This is a genomic window from Streptomyces sp. Qhu_M48 (assembly GCF_051305195.1).
Classification (GTDB): Bacteria; Actinomycetota; Actinomycetes; order Streptomycetales; family Streptomycetaceae; genus Streptomyces.
In genome coordinates this window covers 1,826,107-1,841,143 of sequence record NZ_CP195432.1, presented here as the reverse complement: position 1 = coordinate 1,841,143, position 15,037 = coordinate 1,826,107, and the positions used below count along the sequence as shown (strand labels likewise).

Annotated in this window: 18 protein-coding genes; 2 read left to right on the top strand and 16 right to left on the bottom strand. The window is 73.1% G+C overall.

The window, feature by feature from the left end:
• Positions 1–40 precede the first annotated feature (40 nt).
• From trpC to hisI, 6 genes are all read right to left on the bottom strand, one after another.
• Positions 41–850 carry an indole-3-glycerol phosphate synthase TrpC gene (gene trpC / locus ACRRSS_RS08615; RefSeq protein WP_435970630.1) on the bottom strand — a complete coding sequence of 270 codons (810 nt, stop codon included), beginning with the start codon at positions 848–850 and terminating at the stop codon, positions 41–43.
• A 155-nt stretch (positions 851–1,005) separates the two neighbouring features.
• On the bottom strand, positions 1,006–1,710 hold the full coding sequence (locus ACRRSS_RS08610) for a DUF2752 domain-containing protein (protein WP_435970629.1): 705 nt from the start codon (positions 1,708–1,710) through the stop codon (positions 1,006–1,008).
• A 77-nt stretch (positions 1,711–1,787) separates the two neighbouring features.
• On the bottom strand, positions 1,788–2,042 hold the full coding sequence (locus ACRRSS_RS08605; RefSeq protein WP_435970628.1) for an HGxxPAAW family protein: 255 nt from the start codon (positions 2,040–2,042) through the stop codon (positions 1,788–1,790).
• 136 nt (positions 2,043–2,178) lie between these two features.
• Positions 2,179–2,829 (bottom strand): TIGR02234 family membrane protein, encoded by a 651-nt coding sequence (locus ACRRSS_RS08600; RefSeq protein ID WP_435970627.1) that lies wholly within the window; start codon positions 2,827–2,829, stop codon positions 2,179–2,181.
• Positions 2,830–2,843: 14 nt separating this feature from the next.
• Positions 2,844–4,334 (bottom strand): anthranilate synthase component I, encoded by a 1,491-nt coding sequence (locus tag ACRRSS_RS08595; protein ID WP_435970626.1) that lies wholly within the window; start codon positions 4,332–4,334, stop codon positions 2,844–2,846.
• Positions 4,335–4,345: 11 nt separating this feature from the next.
• Positions 4,346–4,696: a phosphoribosyl-AMP cyclohydrolase gene (gene hisI, locus ACRRSS_RS08590; protein ID WP_435970625.1), complete on the bottom strand. Its 351-nt coding sequence runs from the start codon at positions 4,694–4,696 to the stop codon at positions 4,346–4,348.
• Positions 4,697–4,779: 83 nt separating this feature from the next.
• On the opposite strand from hisI, the gene ACRRSS_RS08585 reads away from it, so the two are divergent.
• Positions 4,780–5,415, top strand: a complete 636-nt coding sequence (locus ACRRSS_RS08585) for a TIGR03085 family metal-binding protein (protein ID WP_435970624.1) — start codon at positions 4,780–4,782, stop codon at positions 5,413–5,415.
• A gap of 41 nt (positions 5,416–5,456) precedes the next feature.
• Here the strand turns inward: ACRRSS_RS08585 and ACRRSS_RS08580 are convergent, their stop codons facing one another.
• The 10 genes from ACRRSS_RS08580 to hisD all read right to left on the bottom strand — a co-directional run bounded on the left by ACRRSS_RS08580 (position 5,457) and on the right by hisD (position 13,155).
• Entirely contained in the window at positions 5,457–6,698 is a 1,242-nt protein-coding gene (locus tag ACRRSS_RS08580) for an MFS transporter (protein ID WP_435970623.1), read from the bottom strand.
• Positions 6,695–7,282 (bottom strand): winged helix-turn-helix domain-containing protein, encoded by a 588-nt coding sequence (locus ACRRSS_RS08575; protein WP_435970622.1) that lies wholly within the window; start codon positions 7,280–7,282, stop codon positions 6,695–6,697. Before ACRRSS_RS08575 ends, ACRRSS_RS08580 begins: the two co-directional genes overlap by 4 nt.
• A gap of 111 nt (positions 7,283–7,393) precedes the next feature.
• Positions 7,394–8,149, bottom strand: coding sequence for an imidazole glycerol phosphate synthase subunit HisF (gene hisF, locus ACRRSS_RS08570; protein WP_435970621.1), 756 nt, complete (start codon positions 8,147–8,149; stop codon positions 7,394–7,396).
• Entirely contained in the window at positions 8,146–8,544 is a 399-nt protein-coding gene (locus ACRRSS_RS08565) for a RidA family protein (protein WP_435970620.1), read from the bottom strand. Before ACRRSS_RS08565 ends, hisF begins: the two co-directional genes overlap by 4 nt.
• Positions 8,541–9,278, bottom strand: coding sequence for a bifunctional 1-(5-phosphoribosyl)-5-((5-phosphoribosylamino)methylideneamino)imidazole-4-carboxamide isomerase/phosphoribosylanthranilate isomerase PriA (gene priA, locus ACRRSS_RS08560; RefSeq protein ID WP_351897038.1), 738 nt, complete (start codon positions 9,276–9,278; stop codon positions 8,541–8,543). Before priA ends, ACRRSS_RS08565 begins: the two co-directional genes overlap by 4 nt.
• A 2-nt stretch (positions 9,279–9,280) precedes the next feature.
• Positions 9,281–9,928, bottom strand: a complete 648-nt coding sequence (gene hisH, locus ACRRSS_RS08555) for an imidazole glycerol phosphate synthase subunit HisH (RefSeq protein ID WP_435970619.1) — start codon at positions 9,926–9,928, stop codon at positions 9,281–9,283.
• Positions 9,925–10,089, bottom strand: a complete 165-nt coding sequence (locus tag ACRRSS_RS08550) for a hypothetical protein (protein WP_351909902.1) — start codon at positions 10,087–10,089, stop codon at positions 9,925–9,927. Before ACRRSS_RS08550 ends, hisH begins: the two co-directional genes overlap by 4 nt.
• Positions 10,090–10,091: 2 nt before the next feature.
• A complete protein-coding gene (hisB, locus tag ACRRSS_RS08545; RefSeq protein ID WP_351909904.1) occupies positions 10,092–10,685 on the bottom strand; it encodes an imidazoleglycerol-phosphate dehydratase HisB in 594 nt (197 codons plus the stop codon).
• On the bottom strand, positions 10,682–11,806 hold the full coding sequence (locus ACRRSS_RS08540; RefSeq protein WP_435970618.1) for a histidinol-phosphate transaminase: 1,125 nt from the start codon (positions 11,804–11,806) through the stop codon (positions 10,682–10,684). Before ACRRSS_RS08540 ends, hisB begins: the two co-directional genes overlap by 4 nt.
• Positions 11,803–13,155, bottom strand: coding sequence for a histidinol dehydrogenase (hisD, locus tag ACRRSS_RS08535; RefSeq protein ID WP_435970617.1), 1,353 nt, complete (start codon positions 13,153–13,155; stop codon positions 11,803–11,805). The genes ACRRSS_RS08540 and hisD overlap by 4 nt, the downstream gene beginning before the upstream one ends.
• A 203-nt stretch (positions 13,156–13,358) precedes the next feature.
• Between hisD and ACRRSS_RS08530 the strand changes: the two genes are divergently transcribed.
• Positions 13,359–14,972: an oxidoreductase gene (locus ACRRSS_RS08530; protein ID WP_435970616.1), complete on the top strand. Its 1,614-nt coding sequence runs from the start codon at positions 13,359–13,361 to the stop codon at positions 14,970–14,972.
• The last annotated feature ends 65 nt before the right edge of the window (positions 14,973–15,037 follow it).

Here is a 15,037-nt window from a genome sequence, read left to right as displayed (position 1 = left end):
CAGGGCGGTCGGCGTGGCGCGGCGCGCGGTCGTCAAGGTGTCAGCTCCGGCCGTGCCGGAGGGCCGGGTGGGCCCCGGCGGCGACCAGGTCGGCGACGGCGGCCTTCGGGTCGCGGCCGGTGACGAGGGACTCGCCGACGAGGACGGCGTCCGCGCCGGCGTTGGCGTAGGCGATGAGGTCGTGCGGACCGCGGACACCGGACTCGGCGATCTTGACGATGTGCGCGGGGATCTCGGGGGCGACGCGCTCGAAGGTGGAGCGGTCGACCTTGAGGGTCCTGAGGTCCCGCGCGTTGACGCCGATGATCCGGGCGCCCGCGTCGACGGCACGCTCGACCTCGTCCTCGTCGTGGACCTCGACGATCGGGGTGAGCCCGATGGACTCGGCGCGCTCGATGAGGGAGACGAGTGCCTCCTGCTCCAGGGCGGCGACGATGAGGAGCGCGAGATCCGCTCCGTACGCCCGTGCCTCCCAGAGCTGGTACGCGGTGACGATGAAGTCCTTGCGCAGGACCGGGATGTCGACCCGGGCCCGGACGGCCTCCAGGTCCGCGAGCGAGCCGCCGAAGCGGCGCTGCTCGGTGAGGACCGAGATGACGGCGGCGCCGCCCGCCTCGTAGTCCGCGGCGAGTGCGGCGGGGTCGGCGATCGCGGCGAGCGCGCCCTTGGACGGGCTGGAGCGCTTGACCTCGCAGATCACCTTGACGCCGTCGCCGCGGAGTGCGGCGACGCCGTCCTTGGCCTGCGGCGCCTTGGCGGCGCGCTCCTTGAGCTCGTCGAGGGTGACCCGCGCCTGCCGCTCTGCGAGGTCGGCGCGTACGCCTTCGATGATCTCGTCGAGCACACTCACGCGAGGGGCCCCCTTCCGGGACGGTGATGGTGATGATGAACCAGGTTCAGCCACATCGATCCTATCCGCAGGACGGCCCCGGACTCGCATCGACCGGAGTGGCGTCCCATCTGCTGGGACTCCTGAGCGGGTCCCCGGGGCGCCGTACGGGCCCCTCAGGGGGCCAGTGCGGAGCCGAAGGGAAGGTTCCGGACCAGGGTGAAGAGGGCGAGGACGGTCCCGATCCCCCACCACCAGGCCGGGGAGACCGCGAGGCGCAGGGGCACCCCGCGGAAGGCGCGAATCAGCCAGAGGACGACGAGGACGCCGAAGAGTCCGTAGCCGACGACGGCGAGGGCGTTGGCGCCGAGGGCGGCCGGGAGGTCGCCGTGGACGAAGGCGTGGGCGCTGCGGAGCCCGCCGCAGCCGGGGCAGAGGACGCCGGTGAAGCGGAGCAGCGGGCAGACGGGGTAGTGCCCGGGTTCGTTGGGGTCGACGGTCCCGACGTACGCGAAGGCGGCGGCGACCCCGGCGAGGGTGGCGACCGGCGCGACCAGCCGGCGCGCGAGCGGCCGGGCTGGGGGCGGCAGGGGCCCGCCACCCCGGGGTACGGGCCCGCCGGCGTGCGGTACGGGCCCGGCGGGCCGGGCCGACGGGTGCGGCGGTACGGGGCCGTCACCCGGCCACGCGGGCGCGTGCGGAGGCGGTACGGGCCCGTGGTCCTCCGCGTGGCCGGGCGGCCACGCGGGCGCGTGCCGCGGGTCCGGGGATACGGGGTGGGCGGCGGCGTCCTGCCGCGCCGGTTCACCCGGTGGGACAGGTTCACCCGGTCGGGTGCTGGATGCGTCGGTCACGGCTCCGGCCGTCGGCTGCGGGTCCACCCGGTGATTCTCGCCCCGGACGCGCGGGAGCGCAGCCCGGCACCGCCGGACTGCGCTCCCGGATGCGTCGTGTGGCGTCAGGCGCGGGCCCGCGCGGTCGCGGTCGCGGCCTCACGGGCGGCCGCGACGGCCGCCGACTCCTTCGGCATGCCGAGGCCGGCGACCTTCATCGCGCCGCCGACGATGCCGCCGAGCACGATGACGCCCACACCCGCCCAGAAACCGGGCTGGTTGGCGGCCACCATGAAGACTCCGGCGATGCAGAAGCCGATGAAGGAGATGATGACACCGGTCCAGGCGGCCGGGGTGTGTCCGTGGGCGCTGCCCGCCATGAGTTGCTCCTCGTTGCAGTTGCTCGATGGTGAGGTCTCGCGTGCGCGGACTCTCGGCGCTCATTGTCCCGCACGTGGGCGCGCGAGGGTGAATCGGGGGTACCGGGACGATCACGCGTCGCGGCGGGTTCCCCCGTCACGCGCCGTGGGTGGGGTCCTCACCGCGGTCCAGGGCCTTCCACAGGTCCTCGGGCCGGTCGGGGTCGGTCGTGGGTGCCGCGCGTCCGGCGCGCGGGGCGCCGGAGCGCTCGTAGCGGCCGCCCATCGCGGGCCAGCTCTTGCCGAAGCGCAGTGCGAAGAGGCCGGCGAGCAGGATGAGGAAGGCTCCCGCGGCGGTCACGTAGGGCCAGACGGTGTGGCTCAGGCCGGCGACGGCGGCGGCCGTGTCGCCGCTGATGCGGGCGGCCTCGGCGTTGAGCGCGTCGCTGTCGGAGGCGCCGAGGACCGCGGCGAACGCGGCTCCGGCGCCGCTGAGCGCGAGGAGCGCGGCGACGAGGGTGCGGCCGGTGCGGCGGACGGCGAAGACGGCGAAGAGCGCGGCGAGGCCGACGATCGCGAGGGCGGTCGGCACGCCGGTGACGGTGCCGCCGTCGGCCTCGACGGGGACGCTGCCGCCGCCGACGGACGCGGTGCCCTCCGCCCAGATCTGTCCGGCGGAGAGCAGGACGACGGTGGCGCCGAGGGCGCCGAGGAGGAGGGCCGCGGCCAGGCTGCGGCGGCCGCCGGTGGGGACGGCCGCGCGGGCGGCCCGGGGCTGGGGTACGGGTACGGCACTCACGTACCCCACTATCCCCTACGGGCTCAGTTGTCGTTCATCCGGTTGGCGGTGTGGACGGCGCGGAGGACGGCCGCGGCCTTGTTGCGGCACTCGTTGTCCTCGGCGACGGGGTCGGAGTCGGCGACGACACCGGCTCCGGCCTGCACATACGCGGTTCCGTCGCGGAGCAGGGCGGTGCGGATGGCGATGGCCGTGTCCGCGTCGCCGGCGAAATCGAGATAACCGACACATCCGCCGTAGAGGCCGCGCCGGGAGGGTTCGAGCTCCTCGATGATCTGCATGGCACGGGGCTTGGGCGCGCCGGAGAGGGTGCCGGCCGGGAAGCAGGCGGTGAGGACGTCGAAGGCGGTCCTGCCCTCGGCGACCTCGCCGGTCACGGTGGAGACGATGTGCATGACGTGCGAGTAGCGCTCGACGGACATGAAGTCGACGACCTCGACGGAGCCGGGCGTGCAGACGCGGCCGAGGTCGTTGCGGCCGAGGTCGACGAGCATGAGGTGCTCGGCGCGCTCCTTGGGGTCGGCGAGCAGCTCCTCGGCGAGGTCGTGGTCCTCCTGCGGGGTGGCGCCGCGGTGCCGGGTGCCGGCGATGGGGTGGAGCAGCGCGTGGCCGTCCTCGACCTTGACGAGGGCCTCGGGGCTGGATCCGACGACGTCGAAGCCGTTCTCGAAGCGGAAGAGGTACATGTACGGGGACGGGTTGGTGGCCCGCAGGACCCGGTAGACGTCGAGCGCGGAGGCGGTGCACGGGGTCTCGAACCGCTGCGAGGGCACGACCTGGAAGGCCTCGCCGGCCCGGATGCGCTCCTTGATGTCCTCGACGGCGTCCTGGTAGGCGGGGCCGCCCCAGAGCGCGGAGAACCCGGGGAGCGCGGAGGTGGGAAGGGCGGTGGGGGCGGTGGCGACCGGGCGGGCCAGGTCGGCCTCCATGGCGTCGAGGCGGGCGACGGCGTGGGCGTACGCCTCCTCGACCCCGGTCTCCAGGTCGTTGTGGTTGATCGCGTTGGCGATCAGCAGGACCGAGCCGTCCCAGTGGTCGAGGACGGCGAGGTCGCTGGTGAGGAGCATGGTCAGCTCGGGGAGCTTCAGGTCGTCCCGGGTGGAGTCGCCGATCTTCTCCAGGCGGCGGACGATGTCGTAGCCGAGGTAGCCGACCATGCCGCCGGTGAACGGGGGCATGCCGGAGGCCAGGTCACGAGGGGTGTGCAGGGTCTCGACGGTGGCGCGCAGGGCCTGGAGCGGATCGCCGCCGGCGGGGACGCCCACGGGCGGGGTGCCCAGCCAGTGGGCCTCGCCGTCCTTGACGGTGAGGGTGGCGTCGCTGCGGACTCCGATGAAGGAGTAGCGCGACCAGCTGCGGCCGTTCTCCGCGGATTCGAGGAGGAAGGTGCCGGGCCGTTCGGCGGCGAGCTTGCGGTAGAGCCCGACCGGGGTGTCGCCGTCCGCGAGCAGCCGGCGGCTGACGGGGATGACGCGGCGGTCGGCCGCCAGCTTGCGGAAGGTGTCGAGATCCATGGCGCCAGACCCTACTCGGATACGGGGAGCACGTCGGCGTCGAAGCAGGTCCGGGCGCCGGTGTGGCAGGCGGCTCCGACCTGGTCGACCTTGACGAGGACGGTGTCGGCGTCGCAGTCGAGGGCGACGGACCTGACGTGCTGGACGTGCCCGGAGGTGTCGCCCTTGACCCAGTACTCCTGGCGGCTGCGGGACCAGTAGGTGCAGCGGCCGGTGGTGAGGGTGCGGTGGAGGGCCTCGTCGTCCATCCAGCCGAGCATCAGCACCTCTCCGGTGTCGTACTGCTGGGCGATGGCGGGGACGAGCCCGTCCGGGCCGCGCTTGAGCCGGGCGGAGATGGCCGGGTCGAGATTGCTGCTCATGGTGCCATTGTGCCGCCCTCCGGGGTGGCGTTCGGTGGGCGTCCACTGGGCGGACCGGTGGCGGTCGCCGTACGCTGGCGGACATGTCGACCCATGCCAAACGTGAACGGCTTCTGCTCGCCGACCTGTTGGAGGCGGCCGGTCCCGAGGCGCCGACGCTCTGCGAGGGCTGGCGGACCCGGGACCTGGCGGCCCATGTGGTGGTGCGGGAGCGGCGGCCGGACGCGGCCGCCGGTTCGCTCGTACCGGCGCTGAAGGACCGGCAGGACCGGGTGCAGGCGGAGTTCGCCGACAAGCCGTACGAGGAGCTGATCCGGCTCATCCGGACGGGTCCGCCGCGGTTCTCGCCGTTCACCATCAAGCAGGTGGACGAGGGGGCGAACGTCGTCGAGTTCTACGTCCACGCCGAGGACGTGCGCCGTGCCCAGCCGGACTGGTCGGCGCGCGAGCTCGACCCCGTCTTCGCGGACGCCCTCTGGTCGCGGCTGGAGCGCTCGGCCCGTCTGCTCGGCCGGAAGGTGCCGGTGGGCCTGGTGCTGCGCCGTCCGAACGGCCAGACGGTCGTGGCGCACCGCGGCACCCCGGTGGTGACGGCCTCCGGGGAGCCGGGCGAGCTCACGATGTACCTGTACGGGCGCCAGGCCTCGGCGAAGGTGGCCCTGGAGGGCGAGCCGGACGCGATCGAGCGGTTGCGGGAGACGAAGCAGCTGGGGCTCTGAGCGGGCGGCTCCGGGGCCGCCCGGCGGTCGTTCCGGAGCGCTCAGCCCCGGGGTAGTTCCGCGCGGCGCAGGGCCTTCACCGAGAGGCCGTAGACCCCGCCGAGGGCGCAGACGGCGGCGCAGGCGGTGAAGACGGGCGCGGGGCCCCAGGCGCCGACGGCCGCGCCGACGAGCGGGAAGCTCAGCGGGGCGACGCCCAGGCTGAAGAAGGTGGTGACCGAGGTGACCCGGCCCAGGTAGGCGGGGTCGCACTCGGTCTGGGTGAGCGCTCCGCACAGGGCGCCGCTGAGTCCGGCGAGCAGGCCGACGGTGACCGACACGGTCACGGCGACGGGGAGCCGCGGCACGTACGCGAGGGCGCCGATCGAGACCGCGCCGAGGGCGATGGTCCAGGAGAGCACGCGCCCGGCGCCCGGGACGTGGCCCCGTACGGTCAGGAGCAGGGACGCGGCCCCCGCTCCCGTACCGAATCCGGCCAGGATCCAGCCGATGCCGGCGGCGCCCCAGCCGCGCGCGTCGGAGAGGAGCGCGAGGCCGACGTTGAGGGGGCCGACGAAGCCGAGGTCGCTGAGGGCGATGACGACGACCAGCGGGCCGAGGACGCGGTGGCGGCGGAGGTAGCGCAGGCCGTCGGTGAGGTCGCGCAGGGCGGTGGTCCTCTCCCGCGCCGTGCCGTCGGTGGGCAGCGGGGAGAGCCGGAGCGCCAGCAGCAGGGGCAGGGAGAGGGCGAAGAGCAGTCCGGCGGCGCCGAACGCGGCGGCCGGTCCGCCGAGGGCGACCGCGAGCCCGCCGAGCGGGGCGCCGAGCAGCACCGAGATCCGGTAGGCGAGGCCCCGCATGCCCTGGACCCCGGCGAGCTGCCGGGGGGCGGCGATCCGCGGCGGCAGGGCGCCGACGGCCGGCATGAACAGGGCGTCCACGGCTCCGAAGACGAGGGCGACGGCGGCGAGGACCCACAGTCCGGGAGAGGCGAGCGCCAGGACGGCGGCGATGCCGAGGACGACGACGCAGCGGACGGCGTCGGAGGCTATGACGATCCGCCGGGGCCCGAAGCGGTCGGCGACCACTCCCCCGCCGAGCATGAGGAGGGCGCGCATGACGGCGCTGAGGGAGAGGACGAGGCCGGCCTGCGCGGGGGTGCCGTTCTGTACGGCGGCCCAGGAGAGGGCCAGGTGGTAGACCATGTCGCCGGTGGTGGAGGCGGTGTAGGCGCCGAGCCAGCGCAGGATGTCGCGGTCGCGGTGGGCGGGGCGCTCGACGGTGGTGGTCGGGGTGGCCGTCATGAGCGGTACGGGAACGCGTGGAGGTGGACGGCGACGTTCTCGCGGCCCTCGGTGTCGCCGGCCGCCTCGGCGGCGCGGGCCGCCCGGTCGTACTTCTGGAGGACGGCTTCGAGCTCCGCGCCGAGGGCGGTGAGTTCGGCGGCGGTGAGGCGGGGCAGCCACTCGCCGCTGACGGAGGCGGAGCGCCAGGTGTCGGACCAGGTGAGCCGTTCGTCGAGGAAGCGCCGGTGGAGTTCGACGCGCTGTTCGTTGACGGTGCGGCCGAAGGCGTCGCTCGCGGCGACCAGTTCGGGGGCGCCCCGGACGTCCTCCTCCTGGACGCTGATGCCGTAGGAGGCGGGCTGCCACCAGCGTTCGCGGCCGTCCGTGGACTGGGTCCCGGCCTCTTCGATGAGGCCGTGGTCGGCGAGTTTGCGCAGGTGGTAGCTGACGAGGGAGACGGCCTCGTCGACCTGGTCGGCGAGCTGGGAGGCGGTGGCGGTGCGGGCCACGAAGAGGGCGCGGTAGAGGCGCATCCGCAGCGGGTGCGAGATGGCCTTGAGGGTGCCGAGATCGGTGATCCGGCGGTTCTCCGGCGAGGTCATGCCACCGACCCTAGATACGAAGGAAAACTTGCGCAATGATAATTGCACAAATAATCCTGTGCATCTGCGGAAAGGGTGAGGGCCCCCGAGGGAGCCCTCACCCACGCGCGCTCAGCGGACCGGGTGGCCCGCCTCCCGCAGCGCGTCCTTGACCTGCGGAATCCGCAGATCGCCGAAGTGGAAGACGGAGGCGGCGAGCACCGCGTCCGCGCCCGCGGCCACCGCGGGCGCGAAGTCGGCGAGCTTGCCCGCTCCGCCGGAGGCGATCACCGGCACCGTGACGTGCTTGCGCACGGCCGCGATCATCTCGGTGTCGTAGCCGTCCTTCGTCCCGTCGGCGTCCATCGAGTTGAGCAGGATCTCCCCCGCGCCCAGCTCGGCGGCCCGGTGCGCCCACTCGACGGCGTCGATGCCGGTGCCCTGGCGGCCACCGTGCGTCGTCACCTCGAAGGAGCCCGAGGCCGTCCGCCGGGCGTCGACCGACAGGACGAGGACCTGGCGGCCGAATCGCTCCGCGATCTCCTGGATCAGCTCGGGGCGCGCGATGGCGGCGGTGTTGACGCCCACCTTGTCGGCCCCGGCCCGCAGCAGCTTGTCGACGTCCTCGGCCGCGCGGACGCCGCCGCCGACCGTGAGCGGGATGAAGACCTGCTCGGCGGTGCGGCGCACCACGTCGTAGGTGGTCTCCCGGTTGCCGGAGGAGGCGGTGATGTCGAGGAAGGTCAGCTCGTCGGCGCCCTCGGCGTCGTACAGCTTCGCCATCTCGACAGGGTCGCCGGCGTCCCGCAGGTTCTGGAAGTTGACGCCCTTGACGACCCGGCCGTTGTCCACGTCCAGGCAGGGGATCACGCGTACGGCGAGGCTCACGCGCCCTCACCCCGGTAGGCCTCGACCTCGACCTCGACGACCAGGCTCGGTTCGACGAAGCCGGAGACGATGATCATCGAAGCGGCGGGGCGGACGGTGTCGAACAGCTCCTTGTGCGCGCGGCCGACCTCGTCCACGTCCCGGGCGTGCGTGATGTACATCCGGGTGCGGACGACGTGCTCCGCGCCCAGGCCCAGCTTCCCCAGCGCGTCGAAGGCCACGTTGAAGGAGTTGATCGCCTGCTCGTAGGGGCCCCCGCCGGCGATCTGGCCGCCGACCACCGACGTACAGCCGGAGACCAGGACCAGACCGTTCGGCAGCTCCACCGCGCGGGAGTAGCCGAACTGCTCCTCCCAGGGAGCGCCGGTGACGACCCTCTTCACGCCGTCGGTCATACGGAAGCCACCGCCTCCAGCGCCTCTTCCAGGGTGAACGCCTCGGCGTAGAGCGCCTTGCCGACGATCGCGCCCTCGACGCCCAGCGGGACCAGGCCGGACAGGGCGCGCAGGTCGTCCAGGGAGGAGACGCCGCCGGAGGCGACGACGGGCTTGTCGGTGGCCGCGCAGACGTTCTTCAGGAGCTCCAGGTTGGGGCCCTGGAGGGTGCCGTCCTTGGCGATGTCGGTGACGACGTAGCGGGAGCAGCCCTCGGAGTCGAGGCGGGCGAGCGTCTCGTAGAGGTCGCCGCCGTCGCGGGTCCAGCCGCGGCCGCGCAGGGTCGTGCCGCGGACGTCGAGGCCGACGGCGATCTTGTCGCCGAACTCGGCGATGACCTTGGCGACCCACTCGGGGGTCTCCAGGGCGGCGGTGCCCAGGTTGACCCGGGTGCAGCCGGTGGCGAGGGCGGCCGCGAGGGAGGCGTCGTCGCGGATGCCGCCGGAGAGCTCGACCTTGATGTCCATGGCCCGGGCGACCTCGGCGATCAGCAGGCGGTTGTCGCCGGTGCCGAAGGCGGCGTCGAGGTCGACGAGGTGGAGCCACTCGGCGCCGGAGCGCTGCCAGGAGAGGGCCGCCTCCAGGGGGGAGCCGTAGGAGGTCTCGGTGCCGGACTCACCGTGCACGAGACGGACGGCCTGGCCGTCGCGGACGTCGACGGCGGGGAGGAGTTCGAGCGTGCTGCTCGGCGACACGGTCACAGGGTTCCGATCCAGTTGGTGAGGAGCTGGGCGCCGGCGTCGCCGGACTTCTCGGGGTGGAACTGGGTCGCCCACAGGGCGCCGTTCTCGACCGCCGCGACGAAGGGCTCACCGTGGGTGGCCCAGCTGACCTTGGGGGCGCGCATGTTGACGTTGCCGACCTCCAGGGTCCACTCGCGCACCGCGTAGGAGTGCACGAAGTAGTACCGGGCGTCGGCGTCGAGCCCGGCGAACAGCTGGCTGTCCGCGGGCGCGTCGACCGTGTTCCAGCCCATGTGGGGGACGACCGGGGCGTTCAACGGCTCGACCGTACCGGGCCACTCGTCGAGGCCCTCGGTCTCCACGCCGTGTTCGATGCCCTGGGCGAAGAGGATCTGCATGCCGACGCAGATGCCCATCACCGGGCGGCCGCCGGCGAGCCGGCGGCCGATGATCCACTCGCCGCGGGCCTCCTTGAGCCCGCGCATGCAGGCGGAGAAGGCCCCGACGCCGGGGACGAGCAGTCCGTCGGCGTTCATCGCGGTGTCGTAGTCACGGGTGATCTCGACGTCGGCGCCGACCCGGGCGAGGGCGCGCTCGGCCGAGCGGACGTTGCCGAAGCCGTAGTCGAAGACGACGACCTTCTTGGGGGTGCTCGTGGTCATGACCACACGTCCAGCCGGAGCACTCCGGCGCCGAGGCACATCGCCGCGCCGATGGCGACGAGCACGACGACGCCCTTGGGCATGTCCTGCTTGACGAACGAGTAGATGCCGCCGAGCAGGAAGAGCCCGACGACGATGAGGATGGTGGAGAGGCCGTTCACGGTCAGAGCGCGCCCTTCGTGGAGGGGAGGATGCCGGCGGCGCGCGGGTCGCGCTCGGAGGCGTAGCGGAGGGCGCGGGCGAAGGCCTTGAACTGGCACTCCACGATGTGGTGGGCGTTGCGCCCGTACGGGACGTGGATGTGCAGGGCGATCTGGGCCTGGGCGACGAAGGACTCGAAGATGTGCCGGGTCATCGTCGTGTCGTAGGAGCCGATCATCGGCGCCATGTTCTCGGGCTCGGTGTGCACGAGGTACGGGCGGCCGGAGAGGTCGACGGTCACCTGGGCGAGCGACTCGTCCAGCGGGACGGTGCAGTTGCCGAAGCGGTAGATGCCGACCTTGTCGCCGAGGGCCTGCTTGAAGGCGGCACCGAGGGCGAGGGCGGTGTCCTCGATGGTGTGGTGCGTGTCGATGTGCAGGTCGCCGTCGGTCTTGACGGTGAGGTCGAACAGACCGTGCCGGCCGAGCTGGTCGAGCATGTGGTCGTAGAAGCCGACCCCGGTCGACACGTCGACCTTTCCGGTGCCGTCGAGGTCGATCTCGACGACGACGGAGGTCTCCTTGGTGGTGCGCTCAACGCGGCCTACGCGGCTCATCGCTCCTGCTCCTTCATCAATTCACGAACCGCGTCGAGGAACGCGTCGTTCTCTTCGGGGGTGCCGGCGGTGACCCGCAGCCACCCCGGTACGCCGTTGTCCCGGACCAGGACGCCCCGGTCGAGGATCCGCTGCCAGGCCGCGTGCGCGTCGGGGAACTTCCCGAACTGCACGAAGTTGGCGTCCGAATCGGTGACCTCGAAGCCGATCCCGCGCAGCTCGGTGACGAGCCGGTCGCGCTCGGCCTTGAGCTGCTCGACGTACCCGAGGAGGGTGTCGGTGTGCTCCAGGGCGGCGAGCGCGGTCGCCTGGGTGACGGCGGAGAGGTGGTAGGGCAGCCGCACCAGCTGGACGGCGTCGACCACGGCCGGGTGGGCGGCGAGGTAGCCGAGGCGCAGTCCGGCGGCGCCGAAGGCCTTGGACATGGTGCGGGAGACCACCAGGTTCGGGCGGCCCTCGATGAGGGGCAGCAGCGAGTCCCGGTGGCTGAACTCCACGTACGCCTCGTCGACGACCACCATCGAGGGCTTGGCGGCCTGGGCCGCCTCGTACAGGGCGAGGACGGTGTCGGCGGCGACCGCGGTGCCGGTGGGGTTGTTGGGCGAGGTCACGAAGACGACGTCCGGGCGGTGCTCGGCGATGGCCCGCTCGGCCGCCGCGAGGTCGATCGTGAAGTCCTCGCCGCGCGGGCCGGAGATCCAGCCGGTGCCGGTGCCGCGGGCGATCAGGGCGTGCATCGAGTAGGAGGGCTCGAAGCCGATGGCGGTGCGGCCGGGGCCGCCGAAGGTCTGCAGCAGCTGCTGGAGGACCTCGTTGGAGCCGTTGGCCGCCCACACGTTCTCGACGGCGACCGGGTGCCCGCCGGTGCGGGTGAGGTAGCGGGCGAGCTCGGTGCGCAGCTCGATCGCGTCCCGGTCGGGGTAGCGGTTGAGGGTACGGGCCGCCTCGGCGACCCGCTCCGCGATCCGGGCCACGAGCGGCTCGGGCAGCGGGTAGGGGTTCTCGTTGGTGTTCAGCTGGACGGGGACGTCGAGCTGGGGCGCGCCGTAGGGGGACTTGCCCTTCAGCTCGTCACGGACGGGGAGCTCGTCCCAGGGGGAGCGATCGCTGATTCCGGTCACTTGGTCTCCGGCACCTTCCATCCGAACCTTGCCTTGATCGCGGCGCCGTGGGCCGGGAGGTCCTCGGCCTCGGCGAGGGTCACCACGTGGTGGGCGACGTCGGCGAGCGCGTCGCGGGTGTAGTCCACGAGGTGCACGCCGCGCAGGAAGGACTGCACGGAGAGGCCCGAGGAGTGGCAGGCGCAGCCGCCGGTGGGCAGGACGTGGTTGGAGCCGGCGCAGTAGTCGCCGAGGGAGACCGGGGACCAGGGGCCGACGAAGATCGCGCCCGCGTTGCGGACGCGGTCGGCGACGGCGGCGGCGTCGCGGGTCTGGATCTCCAGGTGCTCGGCGCCGTACGCGTCGACGACCGTGAGGCCGTCGGCCAGGTCGCGGACGAGGACGATGGCGGACTGGCGGCCGGCGAGGGCCGGGACGATCCGGTCGTCGACGTGCTTGGAGGCGGCGACCTGCGTCTTCAGCTCGGCCTCGGTGGCGGTGGCCAGCTCCTCCGAGTCGGTGACGAGGACGGAGGCGGCCATGGGGTCGTGCTCGGCCTGGCTGATCAGGTCGGCGGCGACGTGCACGGGGTCGGCGGTGGAGTCCGCGAGGATCGCGATCTCGGTGGGGCCGGCCTCGGCGTCGATGCCGATGCGGCCCTTGAGGAGCCGCTTGGCGGCGGCCACGTAGATGTTGCCGGGGCCGGTGACCAGGTTGACGGGGGCGCAGCCGGGCTCGCCGCCGGCGTCCGCGCTGTCGGCGGTGCCGTACGCGAACATGGCGATGGCCTGGGCGCCGCCGGCGGCGTACACCTCGTCCACGCCGAGCAGGGCGCAGGCGGCGAGGATCGTCGGGTGCGGGAGTCCGCCGAACTCCTTCTGCGGGGGCGAGGCGACGGCCAGGCCCTCGACGCCGGCCTCCTGGGCCGGGACGACGTTCATCACGACGGAGGACGGGTAGACCGAGCGGCCGCCCGGCACGTACAGACCGACGCGCTCGACCGGGATCCACTTCTCGGTGACCGTGCCGCCGGGGACGACGTGGGTGGTGTGGGTGGTGCGGCGCTGCTCGCGGTGGACGAGACGGGCGCGCCGGATGGACTCCTCGAGGGCGGCGCGGACGGCCGGGTCGAGGGTGGCGAGGGCGTCGGTGATCGCCTCGGCGGGGACGCGCAGGCTCGGGACGCGGACGCCGTCGAATTTCTCCCCGTAGTCGATCACCGCGGCCGCGCCATGATGCCTGACGTCCTCGCAGATCGGCCGCACCTTGTCCAGGGCGGCTTCCACGTCGAACTCGGCACGGGGCAGCAGGTCACGCAGGGCGGAACCCTCGGGGAGGGACTCGCCGCGCAGATCGATTCGAGAGATCACGGGTCAATTCTCTCAGACGGCCCACAGCGTCGGACGCCCGTATCACTGGCTGATACACGCCACACTGGCGTCTTGTCGCCACTCCTGACCGTTAGCGTTCAGCCCGTCACTCAGCGGGAAGAACGGCTGTACGAATCCACGAAACCCCGGAGAGGGAATCGGGGAATCGTGGGAACGGAACGTGGAAAGCGAGGGGGGCGGCGGTGACCGAGCCGCACGAGGACGGGATGCCGGAGGGTCTCACGGGCCCGGAGCGGGCCGTGTGGCGGGCGTTCCGCATCGGCAGGACGTGTGATCTGACGGAGGGGATCGCGGAGCGGGACGACCCCTTCGGGGGGCGGGAATGGGGGGAGGAGCGGAGCGTCCGCGCCGACGTGGTGGCGCTGCTGCTGCTCGCCGGGCCGCCGGCGCGGTCCGGGCGGGTGGCCGCGCTGAAGCTGCGCGGCGTCAGGATCACCGGCGTGCTCGACCTGGCGGGCGGGACGATAGGTCCGTACGTCGAGCTGCACTGCTGCCGCTTCGACGGCGAGGTGGTGCTGCCCGAGGCCCGCTTCGGCACCCTGAGGCTGGTGGAGTGCGCGCTGCCGCGCCTGGAGGCCGCCCGGCTGCACACCGAGGGGGACCTGCACCTGCCCCGCTGCCGGGTGAAGCGGGGCATCCGGCTCACGGACGCGCAGATCGGCACGGACCTGCTGGTCAACCAGATCCAGGTGTGGCCGGACCGGCGGGGACGCGCGATCACGGCGGACGGCCTCGTGGTCGCCCAGGACCTCCAGGCCGAGCTCATCGAGACCCACGGGGAGCTGAGCCTGCGCGGGGCGAAGGTCGGCGTCTCGCTCAGCCTGCGCGGCAGCGTCCTTCGCGGCGCCCAGGGCCGCCGCGCGCTGAACGCGCCGCAGCTGACCGTGGAGCGCTCGCTCTACCTGAACGCGGCCTGGGTGTACGAGGAGTCGGGGAGCGCGGGACCGGCGGGGAACTCCACGACCACCCCGCCGTACGGGGTGACGCCCGCCCAGGGCGCCCGCCGCAAACCGGTGGAGTGCCACGGCGGGGTGCGGCTCGACGACGGCCGCTTCGGCGACGCGGTGGACCTGCACTACGCCCGGTTCGTGCTGAGCGGGGCCCGCCGGGAGGAGGTCTCGCTGCGCCGGATCGTCACCCCGGAGCTCCGGTTCAACGGCGAGCGGCCGGAGGAGGGCCGCGTCGTGCTCAACGGCGCCAAGGTCGTCACCCTGATCGACCTGTCGACCAGCTGGCCGGGTCCCGGCGGCCTCGCGATGGGCGGCTTCGCCTACGAGAACCTCGTGCCCTACGGGCACTTCCCGCTGACCCGGCGCCTGGAGTGGGTGGCCGCCGCGACCCCGGAGTACGCCCCCGAGCCGTACGAACGCCTCGCGACGGTCCTGCGCGCCAGCGGGGAGGACGCCGACGCCCGCCAGGTGCTGCTCGCCAAGCAGCGGCGCAGACGGGAGACCCTGCCGGCGGCGGGGAAGCTGTGGGGATACCTCCAGGACTGGACCGTGGCCTACGGCTACCGGCCGGGCCGGGCGGCGCTGTGGATGGCGGTCCTGTGGGGGGCGGGCACGGTGGCCTTCTCCCGCTACCGCCCGATACCGCTGAAGGCGGAGGAGTCCCCCGCGTGGAACGGTCCGCTGTACGCGCTGGACCTGCTGCTCCCGGTGATCAACCTCGGGCAGGACGGCTACTGGCGGCTCGAAGGCGTCTGGCAGTGGGTGGCCGCGGTCCTGATCCTGCTCGGCTGGATCCTGGCCACGACGGTGGCGGCCGGCGCGACCCGACTGCTGAGCAGGGGGTGAGGCGGCGGAGGTTTGGTGTACGGAGCGTGAGACAGGCTGCCGTCACAGGAGGGGCCGGGAGAGAA

Coding starts and splice junctions, on each gene's coding strand:
- ACRRSS_RS08605 (WP_435970628.1), bottom strand. CDS start 2,042: ATGGCGGGCAGCGCCCACGGACACACCCCGGCCGCCTGGACCGGTGTC.
- hisH (WP_435970619.1), bottom strand. CDS start 9,928: ATGACCACGAGCACCCCCAAGAAGGTCGTCGTCTTCGACTACGGCTTC.
- ACRRSS_RS08595 (WP_435970626.1), bottom strand. CDS start 4,334: ATGGATCTCGACACCTTCCGCAAGCTGGCGGCCGACCGCCGCGTCATC.
- ACRRSS_RS08580 (WP_435970623.1), bottom strand. CDS start 6,698: ATGACGGCCACCCCGACCACCACCGTCGAGCGCCCCGCCCACCGCGAC.
- hisI (WP_435970625.1), bottom strand. CDS start 4,696: ATGAGCAGCAATCTCGACCCGGCCATCTCCGCCCGGCTCAAGCGCGGC.
- hisB (WP_351909904.1), bottom strand. CDS start 10,685: ATGAGCCGCGTAGGCCGCGTTGAGCGCACCACCAAGGAGACCTCCGTC.
- ACRRSS_RS08585 (WP_435970624.1), top strand. CDS start 4,780: ATGTCGACCCATGCCAAACGTGAACGGCTTCTGCTCGCCGACCTGTTG.
- ACRRSS_RS08565 (WP_435970620.1), bottom strand. CDS start 8,544: ATGACCGACGGCGTGAAGAGGGTCGTCACCGGCGCTCCCTGGGAGGAG.
- ACRRSS_RS08575 (WP_435970622.1), bottom strand. CDS start 7,282: ATGACCTCGCCGGAGAACCGCCGGATCACCGATCTCGGCACCCTCAAG.